We start from the raw sequence: 25,984 nt of genomic DNA, 5'->3' as shown, positions 1-25,984 counted from the left end.
GACAAGGCCCGGATTGTACCGGGCCTGGTGGCAAAGCTACAGGTTCAAGAGCGGGCGATGCGCGTGGGGTTCGTCACGCGACGTCGCCCGCCCACGCGCTCAGGCGCGGCGGTCGTCCCAGATGCCCGGCTCGAGCTTCCGCTGGACTTCCGGGAACTGGCTGGCATCGAAGGTCGGCAGCTTGCCGGCCTTGCGCTGGGCGTTGTAGTCCCTGGCCAGCTTGATCGCCAGGTTGGACAGCAGCAGGATCGCGATCAGGTTGGTGATCGCCATCAGCCCCATCGACACGTCGGCGAGGTTCCAGACGAACGGCAGCGAAGCCATCGCACCGAACATCACCATGGCCAGCACGATCAGGCGGAAGATCAGCAGGCCAGCCAGGTGGTTGTGCTCGAGGAAGACCAGGCAGTTCTCGGCATAGAAATAGTTGGCGACGATGGAGGTGAAGGCGAAGAACAGGATGATCACCGCCAGGAAGTAGCGGCCCCAGTCGCCGACCTGGCTGGTCAGGGCATTCTGCACCAGCATGATGCCCTCGCCTTCCTGCGGTCCGGCCAGCAGGATGATGGCCGCCGAGGCGGTGCAGATCAGCAGGGTGTCGATGAACACGCCGGCCATCTGCACGTAGCCCTGGGACGCCGGGTGCGGCGGATAGGGGGTGGCCGAGGCGGCGGCGTTGGGCGCCGAACCCATGCCCGCCTCGTTGGAGAACAGGCCGCGCTTGAAGCCATTGAGGATCGCCGCGCCGAGGCCGCCGGCGGCGGCCTCGTGCCAGCCGAAGGCGCTCTTCACCACCATCGCCAGGACGCCCGGCAGCTCGCTGAGGTTGAACAGGATGATGCCGACCGCCAGCAGCAGGTAGGCCACCGCCATGAAGGGTACCGCCAGCTCGGAGAAGCGCGCGATGGAGCGCAGGCCGCCGAAGATGATCAGCGCGGTGAGGATCACCACGGCGATGCCGCTGATCCAGGTCGGCACGCCGAAGGCGCCCTGCATGGCGCCGGTGATGGTGTTGGCCTGCACCGAGTTGAAGACGAAGCCGAAGGCGATGATCAGGAAGATCGAGAACAGGATGCCCATCCAGCGCGCACCCAGGCCTTTCTCCATGTAGTAGGCCGGGCCGCCGCGGAACTGGCCCTTGTCGTCGCGGATCTTGAACAACTGGGCGAGGGTCGCCTCGACGAAGCCGGTGGCCATGCCCACCAGGGCGATCGCCCACATCCAGAACACCGCGCCGGGCCCGCCGAGAGTGATCGCCACCGCCACGCCGGCCACGTTGCCGGTGCCGACCCGCGCCGCCAGCGAGGTGCACAGCGCCTGGAAGGAGGAGATACCCGAGTCGTCGGACTGCCGGCTGCCCTTGAGCACGCTGAAGGTGTGGCCGAAGTGGCGGAACTGGATCAGGCCCAGGCGCACGGTGAAGTACAGGCCGCAACCGACCAGCAGCCAGATGAGGATCTTGCCCCAGATAAGGCCGTTGAGCAGGTCGACGACCTGAGTGGCGAATTCTTGCATGGATAACTCCCCTGTTCCGCTTGTGGCGGATTGTTGTCAGCCGACCCTCCGGGCAGAAGGCCGCGTGTTTCGGACACATACGGTATGACGTGCGAGCCGAACGAAATTTCGCTGTGATTGGCACTTGGCAGGAAGGGGCAGGACTTTCCGCTATTGACACGGCCCACCGCTTGCCACCAGGCGACGGATACGATCATCCACGCGACATGCGATCGATTATCCGATCAATTACTCGACAGAGGCATCCAGCAATTCGCGAACCGGCGCAAAGGAACGCCGGTGGATCGGCGTGGGACCCAGGCGGGAAAGCGCCTCGAGATGGACCGCGGTCGGGTAGCCCTTGTGCCCGGCCATGCCGTAGCCCGGGTAGAGCCGGTCGAGCTCGACCATTTCCCGGTCGCGACTGACCTTGGCCAGGATCGATGCCGCGGCGATCGCCGGCACCTGGCTGTCCCCCTTGACCACCGGTGCGCTGGGCACCGCCAGCCGGGGACAACGGTTACCGTCGATCAGGGCCAGGCGCGGGGTCACGCTCAGGCCCTCGACCGCGCGCTGCATGGCGAGCATGGTGGCATGGAGGATATTCAGGCGGTCGATTTCCTCGACCTCGGCGCGGGCGACGCACCAGGCCAGGGCCTTCTCGCGGATTTCCTCGAACAGCGCCTCGCGGCGCGCCTCGCTGAGCTTCTTCGAATCGTTCAGGCCGAGGATCGGCCGGCTCGGATCGAGGATCACCGCGGCGGTCACCACCGGCCCGCACAAGGGGCCGCGACCGACCTCGTCGACACCGGCGACCAGGTCCTCGACCAGGTTGAAATCCAGGCCCAGTTGCATCAGCGGCGCTCCACCAGTTGCAGGACGGCTTCCGCCGCCTGTGCCGACGCATCCTGGCGCAGGGCGCGGTGGATGGCGTCGAAGAATTCGACCTGCTGCGAACCGTCGTCCAGCAGCGGCGAGAGGGTCGTGGCCAGCGCTCGCGGGGTCGCGGCGTCCTGGATCAGCTCCGGCACCAGCAGGCGCCCGGCCAGCAGGTTGGGTAGAGAGATGTAGGGGCTTTTCACCAGGCGCTTGAGGATCCGGTAGGTCAACCCGGCGACCCGATAGGCGACCACCATCGGCCGCTTGTAGAGCAGCGCCTCGAGGGTCGCGGTGCCGGAGGCGATCAGCACCGCATCGCAGGCGGCCAGCGCTTCGTGGGAAGCGCCGTCGAGTAGCGTCAATGGCAGAGGCTCGCGGCCCTGGAGCATCCGCTCGATCTGTTCGCGCCGCGCGGCACTGGCGCAGGGCAGCACGAAACGCAGGCCCGGCCGCTCGCCGAGCAGGCGCTGGGCGGTGTCGAGGAACAGTTCGCCAAGCTTGCCGACCTCTCCGCCACGACTGCCCGGCATCAGCGCCACGACCTGTCCGTCCAGCGGCAGCCCGAGCCGCTCGCGAGCCGCCACGCGATCCGCCTGCAGGGGAATGGTGTTGGCCAGCGGATGGCCGACGAAACGCACGGGAACGCCATGCTCCTCGTAGAAACGCGCCTCGAAGGGAAATAGCGCGAGCATCAGGTCACAGGCCTCGCGGATCTTCAGCACCCGCTTCTGCCGCCAGGCCCACACCGAAGGACTGACGTAGTGCACGGTACGCAGGCCGGCCTGGCGCAACCGGTGCTCGACGCCGAGGGTGAAGTCGGGAGCGTCGATGCCGATCATCACGTCCGGGCGGGCGTCGATCAGCGTACGGATCAGGCGCTTGCGCCGCCGCAGCAGCTCCGGCAGGCGCCCCAGCACTTCGACCAGGCCCATCACCGACAGGCGCTCCATGGGGAAATAGCTGGACAGCCCTTCGGCCTCCATGCGCGGACCGCCGACGCCGATGAACTCGATCTCAGGATGCCGCGCCCGCAGCGCCTGCATCAGGCCGGAACCGAGGATATCCCCGGACGCCTCGCCGGCGACCAGGGCTACACGCAATCTGCCAGCCATGGGTCAGCGGGTGATGCCGCGGGTGGCGCTCTGGATCGAGTCGCGGAACACCGCGACCTCGGGGAACTGCGCCGCGCTTTCGGCCAGTTCGGCCAGGGCCTCCTCGACGGTATGCCCCTGGCGATAGACCACCTTGTAGGCACGCCGCAGGGCATGGATCGCCTCGCTGCTGAAGCCGCGCCGGCGCATGCCTTCGAAGTTCATGCTACGCGCCTCGGCCGGGTTGCCGAAGACCGTCACGTAGGCCGGGACGTCCTTGCCGATGGCGCTGCCCATGCCGGAAAAGCTGTGCGCGCCGATCCGGCAGTACTGGTGCACCAGGGTGTAGCCGGAGAGGATCGCCCAGTCGTCCACGTGGACATGCCCGGCCAGCGCTGTGTTGTTCACCAGGATGCAATGGTTGCCGATCACGCTGTCATGGCCGATATGCGCGTAGGCCATGATCAGGTTGTGGTCGCCAATGGTGGTTTCCGCGCGATCCTGGACGGTTCCGCGATGGATGGTCACCCCCTCGCGGATCACGTTGTGGTCACCGATCACCAGGCGCGTCGGCTCGCCCTTGTATTTCAGGTCGGGAGTGTCCTCGCCGACGCTGGAAAACTGGTAGATGCGGTTGTGCTTGCCGATCTTCGTGGGCCCCTTGAGCACCACGTGCGGACCGATCACCGTCCCTTCACCGATCTCCACTTCCGCCCCGACGATGGACCACGGGCCCACCTGGACGTCAGCCGCCAGTCTGGCGCTCGGATCGATGATGGCGCGAGGATCGATCAAACTCATAGTTTGCGTTCCGCACAGATGATTTCGGCCGAGCATACCGGCTTGTCGTCGACGGTAGCGTGGCAGTCGAACTTCCAGATGCTGCGCTTGACGCTGATGAACTTGGCGTGCAACTGCAGCTGGTCGCCCGGCAGGACCGGCTGGCGGAAGCGCAGCTTGTCCGAACCGACGAAGTAGTACAGGGTACCGTCGGCCGGCTTCACGTCGAGCATCTTGAAACCGAGGATACCGGCCGCCTGGGCCATCGCCTCGATGATCAGCACGCCCGGCATGATCGGATGTTCCGGGAAATGTCCGTTGAAGAACGGCTCATTGATACTGACATTCTTGTAGGCGCGAATGCGCTTGCCCTCGATGTCCAGCTCTACCACCCGATCCACCAGCAGGAAAGGGTAGCGATGAGGCAGGTATTCGCGAATCTCGTTGATGTCCATCATGTTAGGGGGAGCCTGTTCAGAAAAGGGTGACGCAAAAAACGTCAATTACGCATCAGATGAAGCGTCACCGCTTGAGGTCACGGCAGCCAGGCGTTTTTCCAGCTGCTGAAGTCGACGCGCCATGTCGTCCAGTTGACGAATGCGCGCGGCGCTTTTTTTCCATTCGGCCGCCGGTTGCATGGCGGTACCGGAGGAATACGATCCCGGCTCGGTGATCGAGCGGGTCACCATGGTCATGCCGGTCACGAAAACGTTGTCGCAGATCTCGATATGCCCGACCAGGCCGACACCGCCGGCGAGCATGCAGTGCCTGCCGATCTTGGCGCTGCCGGAAATGCCGACGCAAGCGGCCATGGCGGTATGATCGCCGATCTGCACGTTGTGCGCGATCATGATCTGGTTGTCCAGCTTCACACCGTTGCCGATCAGCGTATCGGACAGTGCTCCACGGTCGATGGTGGTGTTCGCGCCGATCTCGACGTCGTCGCCAATGGTCACCCCGCCGATCTGGGCGATCTTCTGCCAGACGCCCTTCTCGTTGGCGAAGCCGAAGCCTTCGCCGCCGATCACCGCGCCGGACTGGATGCTCACCCGCGCGCCGATGTTGACGTCGTGGTAGAGCGTGACCCGCGGCGCCAGCCAGCCGCCTTCGCCGATCACGCTGCGGGCGCCGATCACGCAGTGCGCGCCGATGCTGACGCCGGCGCCGATGCGCGCGCCGCTCTCGATCACCGCATAAGCGCCGACGCTGGCGCTCGGATCGACCTCGGCGTCCGCCGCGACGATGGCGGTCGGATGGATGCCGGCAGCAGCCCTGGGTTTGCGGTCGAACAGGTGCGACAGGCTGGCATAGGCCAGGTAGGGGTTGGCCACCACCAGTGCGGTACCGGCGAACCCGTCGGCGTCGGCAGCCGTCAGCAGGACGGCGCCAGCACGGCTTTCGGGCAGGTACTTGCGATACTGCGGATTGGCCAGGAAGCTCAGATGGGCCGGTCCGGCTTCCTGCAAGGTCGCCAGGCCCTGGATCGGCAGGTCCGCGTCGCCACGGACTTGCGCGCCGACATGTGCGGCCAGCTGGCCCAGGGTGTAGGACAAGGTACTCATCATCAACGCAGCTGGTTCATCCGCTCGATCACCTGGCGGGTGATGTCGTACTGCGGCTTGACGTCGACCACGGCGCCACGCTCGATGACCATGTCGTAGCCGCCTTTCTTGATGGTTTCCTCGACGGCCCGGTCCAGCTTCGGCTTGAGCTTCTTCAGCATGTCGCGGTCGGCGGCGGCCTTCGACTCGTTCAGCTCCTTGGACTGGAACTGGAAGTCACGGGCCTTCTGCTTGAAATCCAGCTCGGCCTTCTCGCGGTCGCCCTGGGACATCTTGCTGCCGTTGGAAACCAGCTTGTCCTGCAGTGCCTTGGCGTCGCGCTCGAGGTTCTTCAGCTTGTTCAACTGGGGGCCGAACTTCTTCTCGGCATCCACGGCGTATTGCTTGGCGGCATCGGACTCGAGCAGCGCCATCTGGTAGTTGAGCACCGCGATCTTCATTTCAGCGAACGCCGAAGGAGCCGCCATGATGGCCGCGGTGATCAGGACGAACTGGGTGAACTTACGCACGATGCACTCCTGCACAAAGCATGGTTTCGTTACTCGGTACTACGTACAAATCAGAAGGTCTGGCCCAGGGAGAACTGGAAGACCTGGGTTTCCGCGTTGTCCGGCTTCTTGATCGGGGTCGCCAGGCTGAAGCTCAGCGGGCCCAGCGCGGTGATCCAGGTCAGGCCGACACCCACCGAACTGGCGATGTTGTCGGTCTTGATGCCGTCGCAGTTGGTGGTGGTCTTGGTCGGGCAGTCGGTATCGAAGGTGCTACCCACGTCCCAGAACAGCACGGTACGCAGCTGGCGCTGGTCCTTGACGAACGGCATCGGGAACAGCAGCTCGGCGCCGCCGGTGATCAGGATGTTACCACCGAAGGCTTCGGGATCCTGGTCCGGGTCGGTATAGCGACCTTTTGAATCCGGTACTCCGTCGGGCAGGCGATTGCCATTGGCATCGCGAGCGACTGACGGAGTACTGCGCGGCCCCAGCGTACTGTCCTTGAAGCCCCGCACCGAGTTGAAGCCGCCGGCGTAGTAGTTCTCGTAGAACGGCAGGCGCTCGGTGGATCCGTAGCCGTCGCCATAGCCCAGCTCGGTGTGGAAGCGCATGGTGTAGTTGTCGGTCAGCGGGGCGAAGACCTGCCCGCGGTAGTCGATCTTGTAGAACGACAGGTCGCTGCCCGGCAGGGTGGTTTCCAGGGTCAGGCTCTGCGAGTGTCCACGGGTGGCCAGCACGCCCTTGTTCAGGGTCGATTCGGACCAGCCGATGGAAGCCTTGAAGTTGGTGAAGTTGTCGCCTTCCTTGTCGAGGAAGTCGTAGATCTCGTCCACGGTATAGCGGCCGGTGTCGATCTGGTCGCGCTGCACGCTCAGGCCATAGGTCAGGCGCGAGGTCTCGCTGATCGGGTAGCCGATGCTCATACCGGCGCCCAGGCTGTTCACCGAGTAGCTGGCGACGTCGACGTCGAGCTCGTCGTAGTCGGTCTTGCGGTAGAAGGCGTTGTAGCCGAGGCTGACGCCGTCGACGGTCCAGTAGGGGTCGACGAAGCCGAAGTTGTAGCGGGTCTGGTATTCACTGCGGGTCAGGCCGATGCTGACCTTGTTGCCGGTACCCAGGAAGTTGTTCTGGCTGATCGAGCCGCCGAGGATCAGGCCGGCGCTCTGGGCGAAGCCGACGCTGGCGGTGATCGAGCCGGACGGTTGCTCTTCGACGCTGTAGTTGACGTCGACCTGATCGTCGGTGCCGGGAACCGCCGGGGTCTCGACGTTGACTTCCTTGAAGTAGCCGAGGCGCTCCAGGCGGGCCTTGGACTGGTCGATCAGGTAGGTGGAGGCCCAGCCGCCTTCCATCTGGCGCATTTCGCGGCGCAGCACTTCGTCTTCGGTCTTGGTGTTGCCGCGGAAGTTGATGCGGTTGACGTAGGCGCGCTTGCCCGGGTCGACGACGAAGGTCACCGAGACGGTCTTGTCATCGTCGTGGGCTTCCGGCACGCCGTTGACGTTGGCGAAGGTGTAGCCCTCGTTGCCCAGGCGACGGGTGATCAGGTCGGAGGTGGTGGTCATCACCTTGCGCGAGAACACCTGGCCCTTCTGCACCAGCAGCAGGCGCTTCACTTCCTCTTCCGGCACCTTCAGGTCGCCGGTCAGCTTCACGTCGCGGATGGTGTACTTCTCACCCTCGTTGATGTTGACGGTGATGTAGACGTGCTTCTTGTCCGGGGTGATGGATACCTGGGTGGAGGCGATATCCATGTTGATGTAGCCGCGGTCCAGGTAGTAGGAACGCAGGCGCTCGAGGTCGCCGGAGAGCTTCTCGCGGGCGTACTTGTCGTCGTTCTTGAAGAACGACAGCCAGTTGGTGGTCTTCAGTTCGAACAGGTCGGTCAGGTCTTCTTCGGAGAAGACGGTGTTGCCCACCACGTTGATGTGGGAAATCGCAGCGACCGTGCCTTCGTTGATGTTGATCTTCAGCGCGACGCGGTTGCGCGGCTGCGGGATCACTTCCGCGTTGATCTCGGCCGAGTAGCGGCCCTGGGCCACGTACTGGCGTTGCAGCTCGTTGCGCACGCCTTCGAGGGTGGCGCGTTGGAAGATCTCGCCCTCGGCCAGGCCGGACTGTTTCAGGCCCTTGAGCAGGTCTTCCTTGGAAATCGCCTTGTTGCCCTCGATCTCGATGCTGGAGATCGACGGGCGCTCTACTACAGTGACTACCAGCACGTTGCCATCGCGGCCGAGCTGGATGTCCTGGAAGAAACCGGTCTTGAACAGGGAACGGGTGGCCTGGACGAGGGACTGGTCGTCGACGGTCTCGCCGACGTTCAGCGGCAGGGCGGCGAACACGCTGCCGGCGGACACCCGCTGCAAACCATTGACCCGGATATCGGAAACAGTGAAGGACTCGGCGTGAACCTCGGCGATCATCAGCGCTGACAGCAGCGCGGGTAGCAGAAAGCGTTTCATGGAGTCCTTTTTTTCCAACTGACAAATAGAGAATCTGCCGCAAAGGGCGGCAGATTCGAATTCAACATGACTACAGACGACTCAGATCGTTGACCAGAGCGAGCAACATCACGCCAACGACCAGACTGATGCCGATCTGCATCCCCCAAGCCTGTACCCGTTCGGATAATGGGCGCCCGCGCACCCACTCAACCAGATAGAACAACAGATGCCCGCCATCGAGGACAGGGATCGGCAGCAGGTTGAGAACCCCCAAGCTAATGCTCAGATAGGCCAGGAAATTGAGAAAATCCCCCACGCCAGACTGGGCTGAAGCGCCCGCCACTTTAGCAATGGTTATCGGCCCGCTCAAGTTTTTTACCGAGAGCTCGCCGAGCAACATTTTCTTTATGGAGTCGAGCGTTAGCAGGCTCATGGTCCAGGTTCGCGAAAGCGCCTGACCCACCGCCTCCAGCGGTCCGTAGCTCACTTCGCGGAGCATTTCCGCCGGCCATTCGCCGCCCGAAACCCCCGCGCCCATGTAGCCGGTCCGGGCCTTGCCCTCGCCGCGCGAGGCCAGATCCAGGGCAATATCCAGCACTTCGCCGTCGCGCAGAACCTTGAGCTGGACGCGCTGCCCGGGGCGGGCTCGGACGCTGTCCACCACCTGCTGCCAGTCGTCGACGGCGACGCCATCGATGCCCTGCAAGCGGTCGCCGACCTTCAGCCCGGCGGCCTGCGCCGGCCCCTTGGGGTCAAGCTCGGCCAGCACCGGCGGCAAGGCCGGCCGCCAGGGCTGGATACCCAGCGAGGCGATGGGATCGGGATTGTCCTCGCCCTTCAGCCAGCCATCCAGACGCACCTGGTGGGTGGAATCGACATTCGAGCCTTTTTCCTGCACCCGCACTTCCAGCGTACCGCTCTCGCCGAGACGGCGAACCAGCTGCAGGTTGACCCCGTTCCAGCCGGTGACGGGCTCGCCATCCACCGCCAACAGCTCCTGTCCGGCCTCCAGGCCGGCCTGGGCGGCCAGGCTCTCCGGCGCCACGGAACCGATAACCGGGCGTACCTGCTGGCTGCCGAGCAGGGCGACGACCCAGAAGAACAGAATCGCCAGTAGGAAATTGGCGATGGGACCGGCCGCGACGATGGCGATCCGCTGACGCACCGTCTTGCGATTGAAGGACTGTTCGAGCAGATGGGCCGGTACTTCCGCCTCGCGTTCGTCGAGCATCTTGACGTAGCCGCCCAGCGGAATGGCCGCCACCACGAACTCGGTGCCGTGCCGGTCGTGCCAGCGCAGCAGCGGCGTGCCGAAGCCGACGGAGAAGCGCAGGACCTTGACCCCGCAGCGTCGCGCGACCCAGAAGTGGCCGAACTCGTGGAACGTCACCAGCACGCCCAGGGCCACCAGGGTGCCGACGATCATGTAAAGCGCACTCATCTCCTACCTCCAGGCCGCCCGAGGACTAGCCGGCGTACCGGGTCAACCACTGCCCGGCGACCGAACGCGCGCGGCGGTCGGCGGCCAGTACCTGGTCGAGCGATTCGACTGCGGTCACCGCTTCGCGGTTCAGCACGTCCTCGATGATAACCGCGATGTCGCTGAAACGGATGTGCCGCTCGAGAAACGCGGCCACGGCCACCTCGTTCGCGGCGTTCAGCATGGCCGGAGCGCTGCCGCCGGTTTCCGCGGCCTGGCGCGCCAGGCGCAGGCAGGGGAAGCGCTGTTCGTCGGGACGCTGGAAATCCAGGCGACCGACGGCGAACATGTCCAGCGGCGCAACCCCCGACTCGATCCGTTCCGGCCAGGCCATCGCATAGGATATCGGCGTGCGCATGTCCGGATTGCCGAGCTGGGCGATCACCGAGCCGTCGACATAGTCCACCATCGAATGGATCACGCTCTGCGGATGGATCACCACCTCGACCTGGCTCGGCTGGGCGTCGAACAGCCAGCACGCCTCGATCAGCTCCAGGCCCTTGTTCATCATGCTGGCGGAGTCGACGGAGATCTTCCGCCCCATCGACCAGTTCGGGTGCGCGCAAGCCTGTTCCGGCGTCACCGAAGCGAGCTGCTCCAGCGGAGTCTCGCGGAACGGGCCGCCGGAGGCGGTCAAGAGGATCCGGCGCACGCCGACCCGCTCCAGGCCATCCGCATAATTGCGCGGCAGCGACTGGAAGATCGCGTTGTGCTCGCTGTCGATCGGCAGGAGCACCGCGCCGCTGCGCTTGACCGCCTGCATGAACAGCGCGCCGGACATCACCAGCGCTTCCTTGTTGGCCAGCAGTACGCGCTTGCCGGCCTCGACGGCGGCCAGGGTCGACGGCAGGCCGGCGGCGCCGACGATGGCCGCCATCACCATGTCCACTTCGGGCGCGCTGGCCACTTCGCACAACGCCTGCTCGCCGAACAGCACCCGGGTGCGGATGCCCGCCGCGGCGAGCGAGCCCTGCAAGGCGATCGCCGCGGCCTGCTCCGGCACCACCGCATAGACCGGGCGGTGCCTGAGGCACAGCGCCTCGAGTTCGGCGAGGCGGCTGAAGCCGGTCAGGGCGAAGGCCTCGTAACGATCGGGATGGCGCTGGACGACATCCAGGGTGCTCAGGCCGATGGAACCGGTCGCGCCGAGCACGCTGATCCGCTGCGGCCGGCTCATGGCGCGCCCCAGCCGGCGGCCCAGAGCAGCGCCGCGAATACCGGGATGGCGGCCGTCAGGCTGTCGATGCGGTCCAGCACGCCACCGTGGCCGGGCAGCAGGCTGCTGCTGTCCTTGATCCCGGACTGGCGCTTGAACATGCTTTCGGTGAGGTCGCCGACGATGGAGACGAACACCACCAGGGCTGCGCCGAGCAGGGCCAGCAGCAGCGCGCCGAAGGACCAGCCGCGATAGAGGCCGACCACCAGGGTGATCGCCAGGCTTGCCGCCAGGCCGCCGTATACGCCTTCCCAGCTCTTGCCGGGGCTGACCCGCGGCGCCAGCTTGCGCTTGCCGAAGGCCTTGCCGGAGAAATAGGCACCGATATCCGCGCCCCAGACCAGCACCATCACCGCGATGATCAGGCCGTTGGCAAGCGGCCACTGCTTGAGCAGGACCAGGCCCTGCCAGGCCGGCAACAGGATCAGCAGGCCCATTCCCAGGCGTCGCCAGCGGCCGCCCCAGTAGCCGACGCTTTCCGGGTAGGTGAGCACCAGCACCGTGGCCAGGGTCCACCAGACCAGCGCCAGCAGGAGCACGGCGCCCGCCAGTTGCGGCAGGTGGTAGAGCGCGACCATCAGCAGGGCCACCAGCGCGGCATAGGCGACGCGGGCGAACTGCCGCTCATAGCCGGCCAGGCGCGCCCATTCCCAGGCCCCCAGGCTGACCACCACGCCGATGAACAGGGCGAAGGACGCCCCTTCGAGAAGGAAAAAACCACCCAGCGCGATGGGCAGCAGCACCAGCGCCGTGATGATCCGTTGTTTCAGCATGACGGACGGGCCTCGGCCTCGACTTGCTCGCTGGTCTTGCCGAAGCGGCGCTGGCGCTTGGAGAAATCCGCCAGGGCAGCCCGCATCGCCGCGTGCTTGAAGTCGGGCCAGAACAGGTCGGAGAAATACAGCTCGGCATAGGCCAGCTGCCAGAGAAGGAAATTGCTGATGCGATGCTCGCCGCCGGTGCGGATGCACAGGTCGGGCAGCGGCTGGTCGCCAGTCACCAGGCAACCCTGGAGCAGCTCGGCGGAGATATCGTCCGCCGCAAGGTGCCCGCCCTGGACCTCGCGCGCCAGGCGCTGGGCGGCCTGGACGATATCCCACTGGCCACCGTAGTTGGCGGCGACCTGCAGGAGGAAACGGGTGTTGCCCGCGGTGGCGGCTTCCGCTTCGCGCATGGCCGCCTGCAGCTCCGGATGGAAACGCGTGCGATCGCCGATGATGCGCAGGCGGATGCCGTTCTCGTCGAGCTTGCGCACCTCGCGGCGCAGGGCCACGAGGAACAGCTCCATCAGCGCGCTGACCTCGTCGGCCGGACGCTGCCAGTTCTCGCTGGAAAAGGCGAACAGGGTGAGGACCTCGACCCCCGCCTCGGCGCAGACCTCGATCACCGCCCTGACGGCATCGACACCGGCCTTGTGGCCGGCGACGCCGGGCAGAAGACGCTTCTTCGCCCAGCGGTTGTTACCGTCCATGATAATGGCCACATGGCGTGGCACGCACACATCCTTCCGGGTCTTTTCCATGACGTCAGCCCGGCCTCAGACAGCCATGAGGTCCGCTTCTTTGGCTTCCAGTGCCTTTTCGATCTCACCGATGAACTTGTCGGTCAGCTTCTGCACGTCGTCGCCGGCACGGCGCTCGTCGTCCTCGCTGATTTCCTTTTCCTTCTGCAGGTCCTTCAGCTGGGCCAGCGCATCGCGGCGGATGTTGCGCACGGACACCCGCGCCTGCTCGGCCTCGGCGCGCGCCTGCTTGGTGTAGCCCTTGCGGGTTTCCTCGGTCAGGGCCGGCATCGGCACGCGGATGGTGGTGCCGGCGGTAGCCGGGTTGAGGCCCAGGTCGGAAGTCATGATGGCCTTCTCGACCGCCTGGATCATGCTCTTGTCGAACACGGCCAGGGCCAGGGTGCGGGAATCCTCGACGGTGACGTTGGCGACCTGGCGCAGCGGCGTGTCGGCTCCGTAGTAGGACACCATGACGCTATCCAGGATGCTCGGATGCGCACGCCCGGTGCGAATCTTGGCGAAGGCGTGGCCCAGCGCTTCCAGGGTCTTGCCCATACGCTCCTGCGCTTCCTTCTTGATCTCGTTGATCATTCTCAACCCTCCTCGATCAGGGTGCCTTCGGCACCACCCACAACAATATTCAGCAATGCGCCCGGCTTGTTCATGTTGAACACCCGCAGCGGCATGTTCTGGTCACGGCACAGGCAGATGGCGGTCAGGTCCATCACGCCGAGCTTGCGGTCGAGCACTTCATCATAGGTCAGGCGCTCGAACTTCTCGGCATTCGGGTCCTTGAACGGGTCGGCAGTGTACACGCCATCGACCTTGGTAGCCTTAAGGACCACGTCGGCGTCGATCTCGATGGCGCGCAGGCAGGCCGCCGAGTCGGTGGTGAAGAACGGGTTGCCGGTGCCGGCGGAGAAGATCACCACCTCGCCGCCGTTCAGGTGGCGCATGGCCTTGCGGCGGTCGTAATGGTCGGTCACGCCGACCATGGAGATCGCCGACATCACCAGCGCGGGGATGTTCGAACGCTCCAGTGCGTCGCGCATCGCCAGGCCGTTCATCACGGTGGCGAGCATGCCCATGTGGTCGCCGGTCACGCGGTCCATGCCGGCCGCGGACAGCGCCGCGCCACGGAACAGGTTGCCGCCGCCGATGACCAGGCCGACCTGTACGCCGATCCCGACCAGTTGGCCGATCTCCAGCGCCATGCGGTCCAGCACCTTGGGATCGATGCCGAACTCCTCCGAGCCCATCAGGGCTTCGCCGCTCAATTTTAGAAGAATGCGTTTATAGCGAGGTTGACGAGCGCTCACTTGCTGAGCCATGACCTTTTTCTCCTGCGGCGATAAAAATTCGTGACGGCGGTGCCGTCCTGGGCGGAGACGCCTTCGCGCCTGCGTTGCGTGCAAGCCCGCCGAGCGGGCCGGCAACGCGGAAGCTGCCCCTGACGCTTCCCCATTTTGACGAAGAGGCCGCACGCATCAGCGGGCAGCCTCTTCCGGGGCGACAGTCGGAACCGTCTTTGTTACTGCTTGGTGGCGGCTACCTGGGCAGCTACTTCGGCAGCGAAGTCGACTTCGGCCTTCTCGATGCCCTCGCCCACTTCGTAGCGCACGAAGGAGACGATCTCGGCGCCGGCCTGCTTGGCCAGGTCGCCGACCTTCACTTCCGGGTTCTTCACGAACGGCTGTTCGACCAGGCTGGCTTCGGCGAGGAACTTGCTGATGCGGCCCTTGACCATGTTCTCGACGATGTTCTCCGGCTTGCCGGCGATCTTGTCGGCGTTCAGCGCCAGGAAGATTTCCTTCTCTTTCGCGATCGCTTCTTCGGACACTTCCGAAGCGCTCAGGAACTGCGGGTTGCTGGCGGCGACATGCATGGCGATGTCCTTGGCCAGTTCCGGGTTGCCGCCCTTCAGGTTGACCACGACACCGATGCGGTGGCCGTGCAGGTAGGCGCCGACCACGTCACCCTCGACCCGGGTCAGGCGACGGATGTTGACGTTCTCGCCGGTCTTGGCAACCAGGGCCAGGCGAGCTTCCTCGCGCGCTTCGACCAGCGGAGCGGCGTCGGTCAGCTTCTCGTTGAAGGCCTTTTCCAGGCTCTCGGCGACGAAGCCCTTGAAGTCGTCCTGCAGGGCCAGGAAGTCGGTCTGGGAGTTGACTTCGATGATCACGGCGGCTTTGTTGTCGGCAGCGATCTTGACTGCGATCGAGCCTTCGGCGGCGATGTTGCCGGCCTTCTTGGCAGCCTTGATCGCACCGGCAGCGCGCATGTCGTCGATGGCCTTCTCGATGTCGCCACCGGCGGCGGTCAGCGCCTTCTTGCATTCCATCATGCCCAAGCCGGTACGCTCGCGCAGTTCTTTAACCATGGCTGCAGTAATTTCTGCCATTTCGAAATCCTCTTGAGTGGTAGCTCTCAAAAAACCTTTGCGCCCGGCCGGGCCGGGCAGAAACTCGAAGGTGGCAAAAAGGGGGCCTAGCCCCCTTCCTGCGCACCGTAGGACGTCTGCACGCCCCGGAATCAGCCTTCGGCGGATTCGGCCGGCGCTTCCTCGACGAACTCGTCGGCGCTGGTGGCAGCGCCCTGCTTGCCGCGGATTACCGCTTCGGCCATCGAGTTCAGATAGAGTTGCACGGCGCGGATGGCATCATCGTTACCGGGAATTACATAGTCGACGCCTTCCGGGCTGCTGTTGGTATCGACGACGCCGATGACCGGGATGCCCAGCTTGTTGGCTTCGGTGATGGCGATGCGCTCGTGGTCGACGTCGATCACGAACAGGGCATCCGGCAGGCCGCCCATGTCCTTGATGCCGCCCAGGCTGCGCTCGAGCTTCTCGAGGTCGCGGCTGCGCATCAGCGCTTCTTTCTTGGTCAGCTTGTCGAAGGTACCGTCCTGGGCCTGGGTTTCCAGGTCGCGCAGGCGCTTGATCGACTGACGGATGGTCTTGTAGTTGGTGAGCATGCCGCCCAGCCAGCGGTGGTCGACGTACGGCATGCCGCAACGGGCGGCTTCCTCGCGAACGATCTTGCCGGCGGAACGCTTGGTGCCGACGAACAGGATCTTGTTCTTGCCGGCTGCCAGGCGCTCAACGAAGGTCAGGGCCTCGTTGAACATCGGCAGGGTCTTTTCGAGGTTGATGATGTGGATCTTGTTGCGCGCGCCGAAAATGAACTTGCCCATTTTCGGGTTCCAGTAACGGGTCTGGTGGCCGAAGTGCACACCGGCCTTCAGCATATCGCGCATGTTGACTTGGGACATGATAGTTCCTCGATAAGTCGGGTTAGGCCTCCACGCATCCCAATGACCAACCCTTGCGGGCACCCAGGTCATCGTGTCGATGCATGTGTGGGTTTGTGCTCCGGAAAAAGGCCACAGCCTCGGAGCGGGGCGCTTTATACCATAACCGCGAACGCAGTGAAACCCGCGACGGATGGCCGGGCGGGAGTAGATCGGTCGGTCAGGTCTGCTAGAATCGCGTATTCCTTATTATTCATGCGTGCTTGCACGCCCCAAGAGAATTCGCATGACCGTCACCATCAAGACGCCTGATGATATCGAGAAGATGCGCATCGCCGGCCGCCTGGCCGCCGAAGTGCTGGAGATGATCGGCGAGCACATCAAGCCCGGCGTGACCACCGAAGAGCTGGACCGCATCTGCCACGACTACATCGTCAACGAACAGAAGGCGATCCCCGCCCCGCTGAACTACAAGGGCTTCCCCAAGTCGATCTGCACCTCGATCAACCATGTGGTCTGCCACGGCATCCCCAACGAGAAGCCGTTGAAGGAAGGCGACATCCTCAACGTCGACATCACCGTCATCAAGGACGGCTACCACGGCGACACCAGCAAGATGTTCCTGGTCGGCAAGACCGCGGAATGGGCCGACCGCCTCTGCCAGATCACCCAGGAATGCATGTACAAGGGCATTTCCGTGGTGCGTCCGGGCGCGCACCTGGGCGATATCGGCGAAATCATCCAGAAGCACGCGGAAAAGAACGGCTTCTCGGTGGTCCGCGAATACTGTGGCCACGGTATCGGCACGGTGTTCCACGAGGAGCCGCAGGTCCTCCACTACGGTCGTGCGGGTACCGGCATCGAGCTGAAGGAAGGCATGATCTTCACCATCGAGCCGATGATCAACCAGGGCCGCCCGGAGACCCGCCTGCTCGGCGACGGCTGGACCGCCATCACCAAGGACCGCAAGCTGTCCGCCCAGTGGGAGCACACCGTGCTGGTCACCGCCGATGGCTACGAGATCCTCACCCTGCGCAACGACGAAACCTTCCCGCGCACCTCGGCAGCCTGATCCGGCCCGGCTTTTGCTGCCAGCCGTGCGCCTCGATGTCCCGCCCCATTCCGGCGGGGCCGACGCCCCGATCTGGCGCGCAACCCGCACCAGGATAGCGCACACCAGCACCAGGACGGGGCGTTCGCGTATCGAACCCAATCGCTAGCAGATAAAGGAAGGCCGCATGCCGCAGGTGGATCCCGAATTGTTCGATCGCGGGCAGTTCCAGGCGGAACTGGCCTTGAAGTCCAGCCCGATCGCCGCCTTCAAGAAGGCCATCCGGCAATTCCGCGAAGTGCTCGACAACCGCTTCAACAGCGGCCGCGATATCCGCCGCCTGATCGAAGATCGCGCCTGGTGCGTCGACCAGGTCCTGCAACAGGCCTGGCAGCGCTTCGACTGGGGAGACGACGCCGACATCGCCCTGATCGCCGTGGGCGGCTACGGCCGCGGCGAACTGCACCCCTACTCCGACGTCGACCTGCTGATCCTCCTCGACAGCGAGGACCAGGAGAGCTTCCGCGAACCGATCGAAGGCTTTCTCACCCTGCTCTGGGACATCGGCCTGGAGGTCGGCCAGAGCGTGCGCTCGGTACGGCAATGCGCCGAGGAAGCGCGCGCCGACCTGACGGTGATCACCACCCTGATGGAGTGCCGTACCATCTGCGGCCCGGACAGCCTGCGCCAGCGCATGCTGGAAGTGACCGGCAGCACGCGCATGTGGCCGAGCAAGGAATTCTTCCTGGCCAAGCGCCATGAGCAACAGCGCCGCCACGCCAAGTACAACGACACCGAGTACAACCTGGAACCCAACGTCAAGGGCTCGCCCGGCGGCCTGCGCGATATCCAGACCATCCTCTGGATGGCCCGCCGCCAGTTCGGCAGCCTCAACCTGCATGCCCTGGTGCGCGAAGGCTTCCTGGTGGAAAGCGAATGCAGCATGCTCGCCTCCAGCCAGGAGTTCCTCTGGCGGGTCCGCTATGCCCTGCACATGCTCGCCGGGCGCGCCGAGGACCGCCTGCTGTTCGACCACCAGCGCAGCATCGCCCGCCTTTTCGGCTACGAGGACAACGACGTCAAGCTGGCGGTCGAACGTTTCATGCAGAAGTACTACCGGGTGGTGATGGCGATCTCCGAGCTGAACGACCTGATCGTCCAGCACTTCGAGGAAGTCATCCTGCCCTGCGAGCAGCCGGTGCAGATCCAGCCGCTGAACAGTCGCTTCCAGTTGCGCGACGGCTACATCGAGGTGACGCACCCGAACGTCTTCAAGCGCACCCCGTTCGCCCTCCTGGAAATCTTCGTGCTGATGGCCCAGCACCCGGAAATCAAGGGCGTGCGCGCCGACACCATTCGCCTGCTGCGCGACAGCCGACACCTGATCGACGACGAGTTCCGCCACGACATCCGCAACACCAGCCTGTTCATCGAGCTGTTCAAGAGCAGCCAGGGTATCCACCGCAACCTGCGGCGGATGAACCGCTACGGCATCCTCGGCCGCTACCTGCCGGAGTTCGGCCATATCATCGGGCAGATGCAGCACGACCTGTTCCATATCTATACGGTGGACGCCCACACCCTCAACCTGATCAAGCACCTGCGCAAGCTGAATCGGCCGGAGATGGCCGAGAAATATCCGCTGGCGAGCAAGATCATCGATCGTCTGCCCAAGCCGGAACTGATCTACATCGCTGGCCTCTACCACGACATCGCCAAGGGCCGTGGCGGCGACCACTCGGAACTCGGTGCGGTGGACGCCGAGGCCTTCTGCCAGAGCCACCAGTTGCCGCTCTGGGACACCCAGCTGGTGTCCTGGCTGGTGCAGAACCACCTGGTGATGTCGACCACCGCACAACGCAAGGACCTCTCCGACCCGCAGGTGATCTTCGATTTCGCCCAACTGGTCGGCGACCAGACCCACCTCGACTACCTGTACGTGCTCACCGTGGCCGACATCAACGCCACCAACCCGACGCTCTGGAACTCCTGGCGCGCCAGCCTGCTGCGGCAGCTCTACACCGAGACCAAGCGCGCCCTGCGCCGCGGCCTGGAGAACCCGGTGGACCGCGAGGAGCAGATCCGCCAGACGCAGACCGCGGCCCTCGACCAACTGGTGCGCAACGGCATCGACCAGGACGACGCCGAGCAGCTCTGGAGTCAGCTCGGCGACGACTACTTCCTGCGCCACACCGCCGGCGACGTGGCCTGGCACACCGAGGCGATCCTCCAGCACCCGGACGACGGCACGCCGCTGGTGCTGATCAAGGAAACCACCCAGCGCGAATTCGAAAGCGGCTCGCAGATCTTCATCTACGCCGCCGACCAGCACGACTTCTTCGCGGTGACCGTGGCCGCCATGGACCAGCTCAACCTGAGCATCCAGGACGCCCGGATCATCACCTCCACCAGCCAGTTCACCCTCGATACCTACATCGTGCTGGACGCCGACGGCGACTCCATCGGCAACAACCCGGAGCGCATCGCCGAGATCCGCGAAGGGCTGATCGACGCGCTGAAGAACCCCGACGACTACCCCACCATCATCCAGCGTCGGGTGCCGCGCCAACTCAAGCACTTCGCCTTCGCCCCGCAGGTGACCATCTCCACCGACGCACTGCGCCAGGTCTCGGTGCTCGAGGTCATCGCTCCCGACCGTCCCGGCCTGCTGGCGCGGATCGGCGGCATATTCCTCGACTTCGACCTGTCGGTGCAGAACGCCAAGATCGCCACCCTCGGCGAACGCGTGGAAGACGTCTTCTACATCACCGACGCGCGCAACCAGCCGCTCGCCGACCCCGACCTGTGCAAGCGCCTGCAGGCCGCGCTGGTCGAACAACTGTCACAGGACAACGGACGGGACACCCTGCCCACCCGGATAAACTTCTGAGAAGCCTTGCCAACGCCATGAATACCACACTCGACAACCTGCAGCCCTACCCCTTCGAGAAACTCCGCGCCCTGCTCGGCGGCACCCAGCCGCCGGCGACGCTGAAGCCGATCGCACTGTCCATCGGCGAGCCCAAGCACCGCTCGCCGAGCTTCGTCGCCGAGACCCTGGCGGAGAACCTGGACCAGCTTGCGGTCTACCCGACCTCCCTCGGCCTGCCGGCCCTGCGCGAAGCCATCGCGCACTGGTGCGAGCGGCGTTTCTCGGTGCCGGCCGGCTGGCTGGATGCGGCGCGCCATGTGCTGCCGGTGAACGGCACCCGCGAGGCGCTGTTCGCCTTCACCCAGACCGTGGTCCGCCGCAGCGAGCCCGGCGAGGCCCCCGGCCTGGTGGTCAGCCCGAACCCGTTCTACCAGATCTACGAAGGCGCGGCGCTGCTCGCCGGGGCCGAACCGCACTACCTGCCGTGCCGCGAGGAAAACGGCTTCAATCCTGACTTCGACGCAGTCGACGAGGCGACCTGGCAGCGCTGCCAGATTCTCTTCCTCTGCTCGCCCGGCAACCCCACCGGCGCCCTGGTGCCGCTGGAGACCCTGAAGAAGCTGATCGCCCTGGCCGATCGCTACGACTTCGTGATCGCCGCCGACGAGTGCTACAGCGAACTCTACTTCGACGAAAACGCCCCGCCGCCCGGCCTGCTCAACGCCTGTGCCGAACTGGGCCGCACGGATTTCAGCCGCTGCGTGGTGTTCCACAGCCTGTCCAAGCGCTCCAACCTGCCCGGCCTGCGCTCGGGCTTCGTCGCCGGCGACGCGGAAATCCTGAAGAAATTCCTCCTCTACCGCACCTACCACGGCTGCGCCATGCCGGTGCAGACCCAACTGGCGAGCATCGCCGCCTGGAACGACGAGGTCCATGTGCGCGCCAACCGCAGCCTGTACCGCGAGAAGTTCGACGCCGTGCTGGCGATCCTCGACGGTGTGCTCGACGTACAGCGCCCGGACGGCAGTTTCTACCTGTGGGCGCGCACCCCGGTGGACGACACCGTCTTCACCCGCGAGCTGTTCGAGCGGCAGCACGTGACGGTGGTGCCGGGTTCCTACCTGTCTCGCGAGGTGGACGGCGAGAACCCCGGCGCCAACCGCGTGCGCATGGCCCTGGTGGCTCCGCTGGCCGAGTGCGTCGAGGCCGCCGAGCGCATCCGCGACTACCTGCGGGCGCGCTGAAGCCTGCGCGGACAAACGAAAAAGGGATCGCCGTGGCGATCCCTTTTTCGTTCACACCCAGCGGGCGAAGCGATTGGTCAGCCAGCTTTCCTGCTGGTCCAGCTCGCGCAGGATATCGCCCAGGGTCTCGTCGTCGATCTCGTTGTTGCGCCGCTGCCGGTACAGTTCCAGGCGTTGCGCGCGCAACGCCTTCAGGCGCAGGGCCTTGTCGGCGACCTCCAGGGCCTGGGCCTGGTCGCGCGCCTCGTCGGTGGTCGGCGCGGCATCCAGCGACTGGCGGTATTCGGCCATGATCTGCGCACGCGCCTCGGCGACCCGCGAAGTGTTCGCCGCATCGTTGCCTTCCACCAGTGGCAGTTCCTCGTTCTCCAGGGCGCGGATCGCCGCCTCCGCGGTCTTGCGCCAGGCCTCGCGCCGCTCGCGCTCGTGGGCGCCATTGTTGCTCGCCGGCAGCCCACGCAGCAGCAGTGGCAGGCCGATGGTCGCGCCGAGCAGGGAAATCAGGATCACGCTGGTGGCGATGAAGATGATCAGGTCGCGCTGCGGGAAGGCGCTGCCGTCCATCAGGCTCATCGGTACCGACAGCACCGCCGCCAGGGTCACCGCACCGCGCACGCCGCTCAATGCACTGAGGGCGGAGAGGCGGCGCAGGGAGATGCCGCTCAGCCCGGGCGGGCTCTTGCCGCGCCAGCGATCGATGCGCAGCGACAGCTTCCAGTAGCCGTAGACCCAGCCGTAGCGGATCAGCATCAGCACGGCGGTGATCGCCGCCACGTAGGCCAGCAGCAGCGAGGAACGCCAGAGCAGGTCGCCGTGGTGGTTGGCCACCGACTTCATGATGTCCGGCAACTGCAAGCCGAGCAGCAGGAACACCACGCCGTTGAAGGCGAACTCCAGCATCGACCAGACGCTGCGATTGAGCAGGCGCGTGGAAGTCTGCCGCGGCAGCAGGTCGACCCAGCTCTGCATCATGCCGGCCGCCACCGCAGAGAGAATCCCGGAGACGCCGAGGTGCTCCGCCACCATGTAGGAGGCGAACGGCAGCAACAGCATCAGTACCACGTGGGTTGCCGGGTCGTCCCAGCCACGGGAAATCATCCAGGCGCGGATGCGGCCCAGCGACCAGCTGAGGAACACCCCGATGGCCAGGCCGCCGATCGCAACCATGAGGAAGTCGAAGCTGGCGTCCACCAGCGAGAACACCCCGGTCATGGCCGCGGCGATGGCGAACTTGAACGCCACCAGGCCGGAGGCGTCGTTCATCAGCGCCTCGCCTTCGAGCAGGTGCATCAGGCGCTTGGGCAGGCGCCCCTGGGTGATCGCCGAGACCGCCAGGGCGTCGGTGGGCGAAAGCACGGCGGCGAGGGCGAAGGACGCCGCCAGGGGAATTTCAGGAATCAGCAGGTGGATGAAATAACCGGCGCCGACCACGGTGAAGAACACCAGGCCGAAGGCCATCATCAGGATCGGCCAGCGCATCCGCCAGACTTCCCGCTTGGGAATGCGCCAACCGTCGACGAACAGCAGCGGCGGAATGAACAGGAAGAGAAACAGCTCCGGGTCCAGGGCGATGTGCAGTCCCAGGGAAGGCAAGGCCAGCAGGGCGCCGGCGGCGATCTGGATCAGCGGCAGCGGCAACGGCAGCAACTGGGCGGCCAGGCGGGTGGCGCCGACGACCAGCAGCAGGGTCAGAACGGTGTACACGGTTTGCATGGGGGCGGGAATCTCCGGCTTCGTCCCAGGACGATGCGACTGCGCCGATTGCACCATCGCGATCGGTAGGCAGCTATCCGACATTCGCACAATCCGTACGGTCTTTCCTAGCCCTGCCGCTCTACCCCGCGCTTCCGCCCCTTCCAGGGCGACGACCGGAGCGCCCGGCCAAGGTTCCCGCATTAGTACATCCGAGCTATTTCATTGTGCCGCAAGACGCTCCTACACTCGCCTTCAATCCAGGCCCGCCGCTGCGCCGGCCAGGACGACGCCCCGAAGGAGTACGGGGCGCAGCACCCACCCAGACAAAGGAATGCCGCCATGACAAGCAAGGGACTTGCCTCCGCACTGCTGCTCGCCTCGATGTTCGCCGCCACCTCCGGCTGCCTCCAGCAGAACGCACTGACCCAGGGCTACCGCACCACCCAGCCCGGACAACCCGGCCAGGCCCAGGTCGCCTCCGCCAACGCCCCTTGCACCCCCAGCGCCACCAATGACCTGATCGCCACCGGACGCAGCCTGCTGGACATCACCACCAGCCTGATCAAGACCCGCAACCAGATGAGCGACGGCGGCAGCATCATGCGCGACGTCGACGACGTGCAGAAGGTCGGCAAGGGCCATGCCGTGCTGGACAGCGTCGAGAGCATGACCGGCGGTCCGCAGCAGCCCTGCGGCTAAGCGCACCACGACGATTCATCCCGGACAGCGAGCCCCCGCACGCTGTTCTCCCCCTGAGCCTCGCCTTCCCGGCGGGGCTTTTTTTGGTCCGCATGATTCGTCTCCGCGTGCCACCGGGGAGCGGGGTCGGCCGTCCGCCGGCGGCCATCCGAACGGAGGTCTTTCGCAGCCGCGCCTATCTTGCGGGAAGCGTCTGGAACGCAGCTATTGTCCAACCCGCGAAGTGATGCCAATGTAGCATTACACCTTTGGATATAGCCGTTTCGGGTAGATCGCGAGATGGAACGAGCTTTTTCTCCCTGCCATGGGAACGCGGAGCGACGGTCCGTGACGCGCGCCGAGATACTGCTGCTCAAGAACCTGGCGGAACGACTGGTGGCCGACCGGGAAAACCGTCACGACGATCTGCAGGCAACGATGCGCCTGGCGCACCTGAGTTCGCCGGAAATGATTCTGTACATGGTCAACCGAGTGCTGGAACTGGAAGAGAGCATCGAGCGGATCGCCGCTGTCCTCCGGAATCTTTCGCCAGACGAGACGCGGCCTGCCACGGAATCGCCGGCCCTCGCCGCGCGCCCCGTGGAAACCTAGACCAGCACCTGGCGGGTGCTGGCGATCAACGCATGCACCTGGCGTTCCACATGGGCTTCCACCGGCACCTCGGGCCCCCTGCCTTCCGGACAGGGCAGGTTCGGCGTGGTGCCGAACAGGCGGCAGATCAGCGGGCGCTCGTCATAGGCCTCGCAGCCATCCGGACCGAGGTGGACACAGTTCCAGGCGGCCAATGCCGCATCGTGCTCGGCCTCGCTCTTCACCGGCAACCGCGCCATCTCTTCCGACGACGCGGTGACCGGCCCGCAGCAATCGTGGCAACCGGGCTTGCAGGCGAAGCCCGGTATCTGCAGGCGCAACTGGTCTATCTGGCGACCGATGCAACTCATGTGGCTCTCTCCTCGACAGGGGGAAGGATTGTACAGCGCCCATCCGTACATTCCGAAAGACCCGGGCGGTTCGCCTCCCAGGCGCAGCGAAACGCCGCGCCCGCCAAGGTAATTCTTCTTCCTGCCGCGGTGTGCCCGTGCGCCTCGCGGACGCACCAGGAAACCAGGCAAGCTTCCCTCGCCGGACAAGCGCGGCACTCGACGATACGACGTGGCATAATCCGCCGATCACCTTTGGCGACCTATCAGCAGGGGCCGGGACGACCCGGGCCCGGGGAAAAGCAATGACCTACGTTCTCTACGGCATCAAAGCCTGCGACACCATGAAGAAGGCGCGGACCTGGCTCGACGAGCACAAGGTCGCCTACGACTTCCACGACTACAAGGCCGTCGGCATCGACCGCGAGCACCTGCGCCGCTGGTGCGCGGAGCACGGCTGGCAGACCGTCCTCAACCGCGCCGGCACCACCTTCCGCAAGCTCGACGAAGCACAGAAGGCCGATCTCGACGAAGCCAAGGCGATCGAGCTGATGCTGGCCCAGCCGTCGATGATCAAGCGCCCGGTGCTGGAACTGGGCGGCAGGACACTGGTCGGCTTCAAGCCCGACGCCTACGCCGCCGCACTGGCCTGACCCGGAGAGCGCCATGAGCATCGCCTGGGCCCTGTTCGTCCCCGCCTGCTTCGCCCTCAACCTGGCGCCGGGGCCGAACAACCTGCTGTCGCTGAACAACGCCGCGCGGTACGGTTTCGCCCGCGCCTCGCTGGCTGGCGGCGGGCGCCTGCTGGCCTTCGCTGGCATGCTCGCCCTGGCCGCGTCCGGGTTGGCGCTGGTGCTGCACACCTCGGCCTGGCTGTTCCTGGCGATCAAGCTGCTCGGCGCCGCCTACCTGCTGTGGCTGGCGGTGCAATTGTGGCGGGCCGATGCGCAGCCACTGGCGAGCGAAGCCAGCCCGACGCGTCCCAGCCTCTGGCGCCTGGGGCGCCAGGAGTTCCTGGTGGCGGCGGGCAACCCGAAGGCGATCCTGATCTTCACCGCCTTCCTGCCGCAGTTCGTCGATCCCGGCCAACCGCTGGGCGCCCAGTTCGCCCAGCTCGGCGCGGCATTCCTGCTGCTCGAATGGCTGGCCATCGCCCTTTATTCCTATGCCGGGCTGCATCTCGGCCGGCTGCTCGCCGGCCAGCGCGCCCGGCGCCTGTTCAACCGCGGTTGCGCCGCGCTGCTCGGCAGCGCGGGGCTGGGCCTGCTGCTCAGCCGCCGTCCGGCCTGACCGCTCCACTCCGTTTCGAG

The 25,984-nt window shown here is 65.4% G+C and carries 25 protein-coding genes; 7 read left to right on the top strand and 18 right to left on the bottom strand.

Annotation, left to right across the window (positions count from 1 at the left end; genetic code table 11):
- Positions 1-99 precede the first annotated feature (99 nt).
- From PSPA7_RS07145 to rpsB, 16 genes are all read right to left on the bottom strand, one after another.
- Positions 100-1,515 carry an alanine/glycine:cation symporter family protein gene (locus PSPA7_RS07145; protein ID WP_012074697.1) on the bottom strand — a complete coding sequence of 472 codons (1,416 nt, stop codon included), beginning with the start codon at positions 1,513-1,515 and terminating at the stop codon, positions 100-102.
- A gap of 228 nt (positions 1,516-1,743) precedes the next feature.
- Positions 1,744-2,349, bottom strand: coding sequence for a ribonuclease HII (rnhB, locus tag PSPA7_RS07140; protein ID WP_003153754.1), 606 nt, complete (start codon positions 2,347-2,349; stop codon positions 1,744-1,746).
- Positions 2,349-3,485, bottom strand: a complete 1,137-nt coding sequence (lpxB, locus tag PSPA7_RS07135) for a lipid-A-disaccharide synthase (RefSeq protein ID WP_003153755.1) — start codon at positions 3,483-3,485, stop codon at positions 2,349-2,351. The genes rnhB and lpxB overlap by 1 nt, the downstream gene beginning before the upstream one ends.
- A gap of 3 nt (positions 3,486-3,488) precedes the next feature.
- Positions 3,489-4,265 (bottom strand): acyl-ACP--UDP-N-acetylglucosamine O-acyltransferase, encoded by a 777-nt coding sequence (gene lpxA, locus PSPA7_RS07130; RefSeq protein ID WP_003092373.1) that lies wholly within the window; start codon positions 4,263-4,265, stop codon positions 3,489-3,491.
- Positions 4,262-4,702, bottom strand: coding sequence for a 3-hydroxyacyl-ACP dehydratase FabZ (fabZ, locus tag PSPA7_RS07125; RefSeq protein ID WP_003092375.1), 441 nt, complete (start codon positions 4,700-4,702; stop codon positions 4,262-4,264). Before fabZ ends, lpxA begins: the two co-directional genes overlap by 4 nt.
- A 45-nt stretch (positions 4,703-4,747) precedes the next feature.
- Positions 4,748-5,809 carry a UDP-3-O-(3-hydroxymyristoyl)glucosamine N-acyltransferase gene (lpxD, locus tag PSPA7_RS07120; RefSeq protein ID WP_003153757.1) on the bottom strand — a complete coding sequence of 354 codons (1,062 nt, stop codon included), beginning with the start codon at positions 5,807-5,809 and terminating at the stop codon, positions 4,748-4,750.
- A complete protein-coding gene (locus PSPA7_RS07115) occupies positions 5,809-6,315 on the bottom strand; it encodes an OmpH/Skp family outer membrane protein (protein WP_003153759.1) in 507 nt (168 codons plus the stop codon). Before PSPA7_RS07115 ends, lpxD begins: the two co-directional genes overlap by 1 nt.
- Before the next feature lie 50 nt (positions 6,316-6,365).
- Positions 6,366-8,759, bottom strand: coding sequence for an outer membrane protein assembly factor BamA (gene bamA, locus PSPA7_RS07110; protein WP_012074696.1), 2,394 nt, complete (start codon positions 8,757-8,759; stop codon positions 6,366-6,368).
- A gap of 70 nt (positions 8,760-8,829) precedes the next feature.
- The gene (gene rseP / locus PSPA7_RS07105) at positions 8,830-10,182 is read right to left on the bottom strand and encodes a sigma E protease regulator RseP (protein ID WP_012074695.1); all 1,353 of its coding nucleotides are present in this window, start codon (positions 10,180-10,182) and stop codon (positions 8,830-8,832) included.
- A gap of 25 nt (positions 10,183-10,207) precedes the next feature.
- Positions 10,208-11,398 carry a 1-deoxy-D-xylulose-5-phosphate reductoisomerase gene (ispC, locus tag PSPA7_RS07100; protein ID WP_003153761.1) on the bottom strand — a complete coding sequence of 397 codons (1,191 nt, stop codon included), beginning with the start codon at positions 11,396-11,398 and terminating at the stop codon, positions 10,208-10,210.
- Positions 11,395-12,210 (bottom strand): phosphatidate cytidylyltransferase, encoded by an 816-nt coding sequence (cdsA, locus tag PSPA7_RS07095; protein ID WP_003153763.1) that lies wholly within the window; start codon positions 12,208-12,210, stop codon positions 11,395-11,397. The genes ispC and cdsA overlap by 4 nt, the downstream gene beginning before the upstream one ends.
- Positions 12,204-12,959, bottom strand: coding sequence for a polyprenyl diphosphate synthase (gene uppS / locus PSPA7_RS07090; protein WP_003113863.1), 756 nt, complete (start codon positions 12,957-12,959; stop codon positions 12,204-12,206). The genes cdsA and uppS overlap by 7 nt, the downstream gene beginning before the upstream one ends.
- A 15-nt stretch (positions 12,960-12,974) precedes the next feature.
- Complete coding sequence (gene frr / locus PSPA7_RS07085) at positions 12,975-13,532, bottom strand: ribosome recycling factor (protein ID WP_012074694.1); 558 nt, start codon at positions 13,530-13,532, stop codon at positions 12,975-12,977.
- Positions 13,533-13,534: 2 nt separating this feature from the next.
- The gene (gene pyrH / locus PSPA7_RS07080; RefSeq protein ID WP_012074693.1) at positions 13,535-14,272 is read right to left on the bottom strand and encodes a UMP kinase; all 738 of its coding nucleotides are present in this window, start codon (positions 14,270-14,272) and stop codon (positions 13,535-13,537) included.
- Positions 14,273-14,472: 200 nt separating this feature from the next.
- Positions 14,473-15,342, bottom strand: coding sequence for a translation elongation factor Ts (gene tsf / locus PSPA7_RS07075; protein ID WP_003092393.1), 870 nt, complete (start codon positions 15,340-15,342; stop codon positions 14,473-14,475).
- A 131-nt stretch (positions 15,343-15,473) separates the two neighbouring features.
- Positions 15,474-16,214, bottom strand: coding sequence for a 30S ribosomal protein S2 (rpsB, locus tag PSPA7_RS07070; protein WP_003153771.1), 741 nt, complete (start codon positions 16,212-16,214; stop codon positions 15,474-15,476).
- Positions 16,215-16,479: 265 nt separating this feature from the next.
- Here rpsB and map point away from each other — a divergent pair, with 265 nt between their 5' ends.
- The 3 genes from map to dapC all read left to right on the top strand — a co-directional run bounded on the left by map (position 16,480) and on the right by dapC (position 21,360).
- Positions 16,480-17,265, top strand: coding sequence for a type I methionyl aminopeptidase (gene map / locus PSPA7_RS07065; protein ID WP_012074692.1), 786 nt, complete (start codon positions 16,480-16,482; stop codon positions 17,263-17,265).
- Positions 17,266-17,431: 166 nt separating this feature from the next.
- The gene (locus PSPA7_RS07060; protein WP_012074691.1) at positions 17,432-20,134 is read left to right on the top strand and encodes a [protein-PII] uridylyltransferase; all 2,703 of its coding nucleotides are present in this window, start codon (positions 17,432-17,434) and stop codon (positions 20,132-20,134) included.
- A gap of 17 nt (positions 20,135-20,151) precedes the next feature.
- Positions 20,152-21,360, top strand: coding sequence for a succinyldiaminopimelate transaminase (gene dapC / locus PSPA7_RS07055; RefSeq protein ID WP_012074690.1), 1,209 nt, complete (start codon positions 20,152-20,154; stop codon positions 21,358-21,360).
- A gap of 51 nt (positions 21,361-21,411) precedes the next feature.
- On the opposite strand, the gene PSPA7_RS07050 is transcribed toward dapC, so the two are convergent.
- A complete protein-coding gene (locus PSPA7_RS07050; RefSeq protein ID WP_079262157.1) occupies positions 21,412-23,157 on the bottom strand; it encodes a Na+/H+ antiporter in 1,746 nt (581 codons plus the stop codon).
- 237 nt (positions 23,158-23,394) lie between these two features.
- On the opposite strand from PSPA7_RS07050, the gene PSPA7_RS07045 reads away from it, so the two are divergent.
- Positions 23,395-23,754: a hypothetical protein gene (locus tag PSPA7_RS07045; protein WP_003153777.1), complete on the top strand. Its 360-nt coding sequence runs from the start codon at positions 23,395-23,397 to the stop codon at positions 23,752-23,754.
- 327 nt (positions 23,755-24,081) lie between these two features.
- Positions 24,082-24,345, top strand: coding sequence for a hypothetical protein (locus tag PSPA7_RS07040; protein ID WP_012074688.1), 264 nt, complete (start codon positions 24,082-24,084; stop codon positions 24,343-24,345).
- Here PSPA7_RS07040 and PSPA7_RS07035 read toward each other — a convergent pair.
- Positions 24,342-24,695 (bottom strand): YkgJ family cysteine cluster protein, encoded by a 354-nt coding sequence (locus PSPA7_RS07035; RefSeq protein ID WP_012074687.1) that lies wholly within the window; start codon positions 24,693-24,695, stop codon positions 24,342-24,344. The two genes, PSPA7_RS07040 and PSPA7_RS07035, sit on opposite strands and share 4 nt — an antisense overlap.
- Before the next feature lie 284 nt (positions 24,696-24,979).
- Between PSPA7_RS07035 and PSPA7_RS07030 the strand changes: the two genes are divergently transcribed.
- Positions 24,980-25,327 (top strand): ArsC family reductase, encoded by a 348-nt coding sequence (locus PSPA7_RS07030; protein WP_003098619.1) that lies wholly within the window; start codon positions 24,980-24,982, stop codon positions 25,325-25,327.
- Between the two features lie 13 nt (positions 25,328-25,340).
- On the top strand, positions 25,341-25,964 hold the full coding sequence (locus tag PSPA7_RS07025; RefSeq protein WP_012074686.1) for a LysE family translocator: 624 nt from the start codon (positions 25,341-25,343) through the stop codon (positions 25,962-25,964).
- The last annotated feature ends 20 nt before the right edge of the window (positions 25,965-25,984 follow it).

Origin of the sequence: Pseudomonas paraeruginosa PA7, assembly GCF_000017205.1 — a bacterium.
Classification (GTDB): Bacteria; Pseudomonadota; Gammaproteobacteria; order Pseudomonadales; family Pseudomonadaceae; genus Pseudomonas; species Pseudomonas paraeruginosa.
This window is presented reverse-complemented; position numbering and strand designations above follow the sequence as displayed.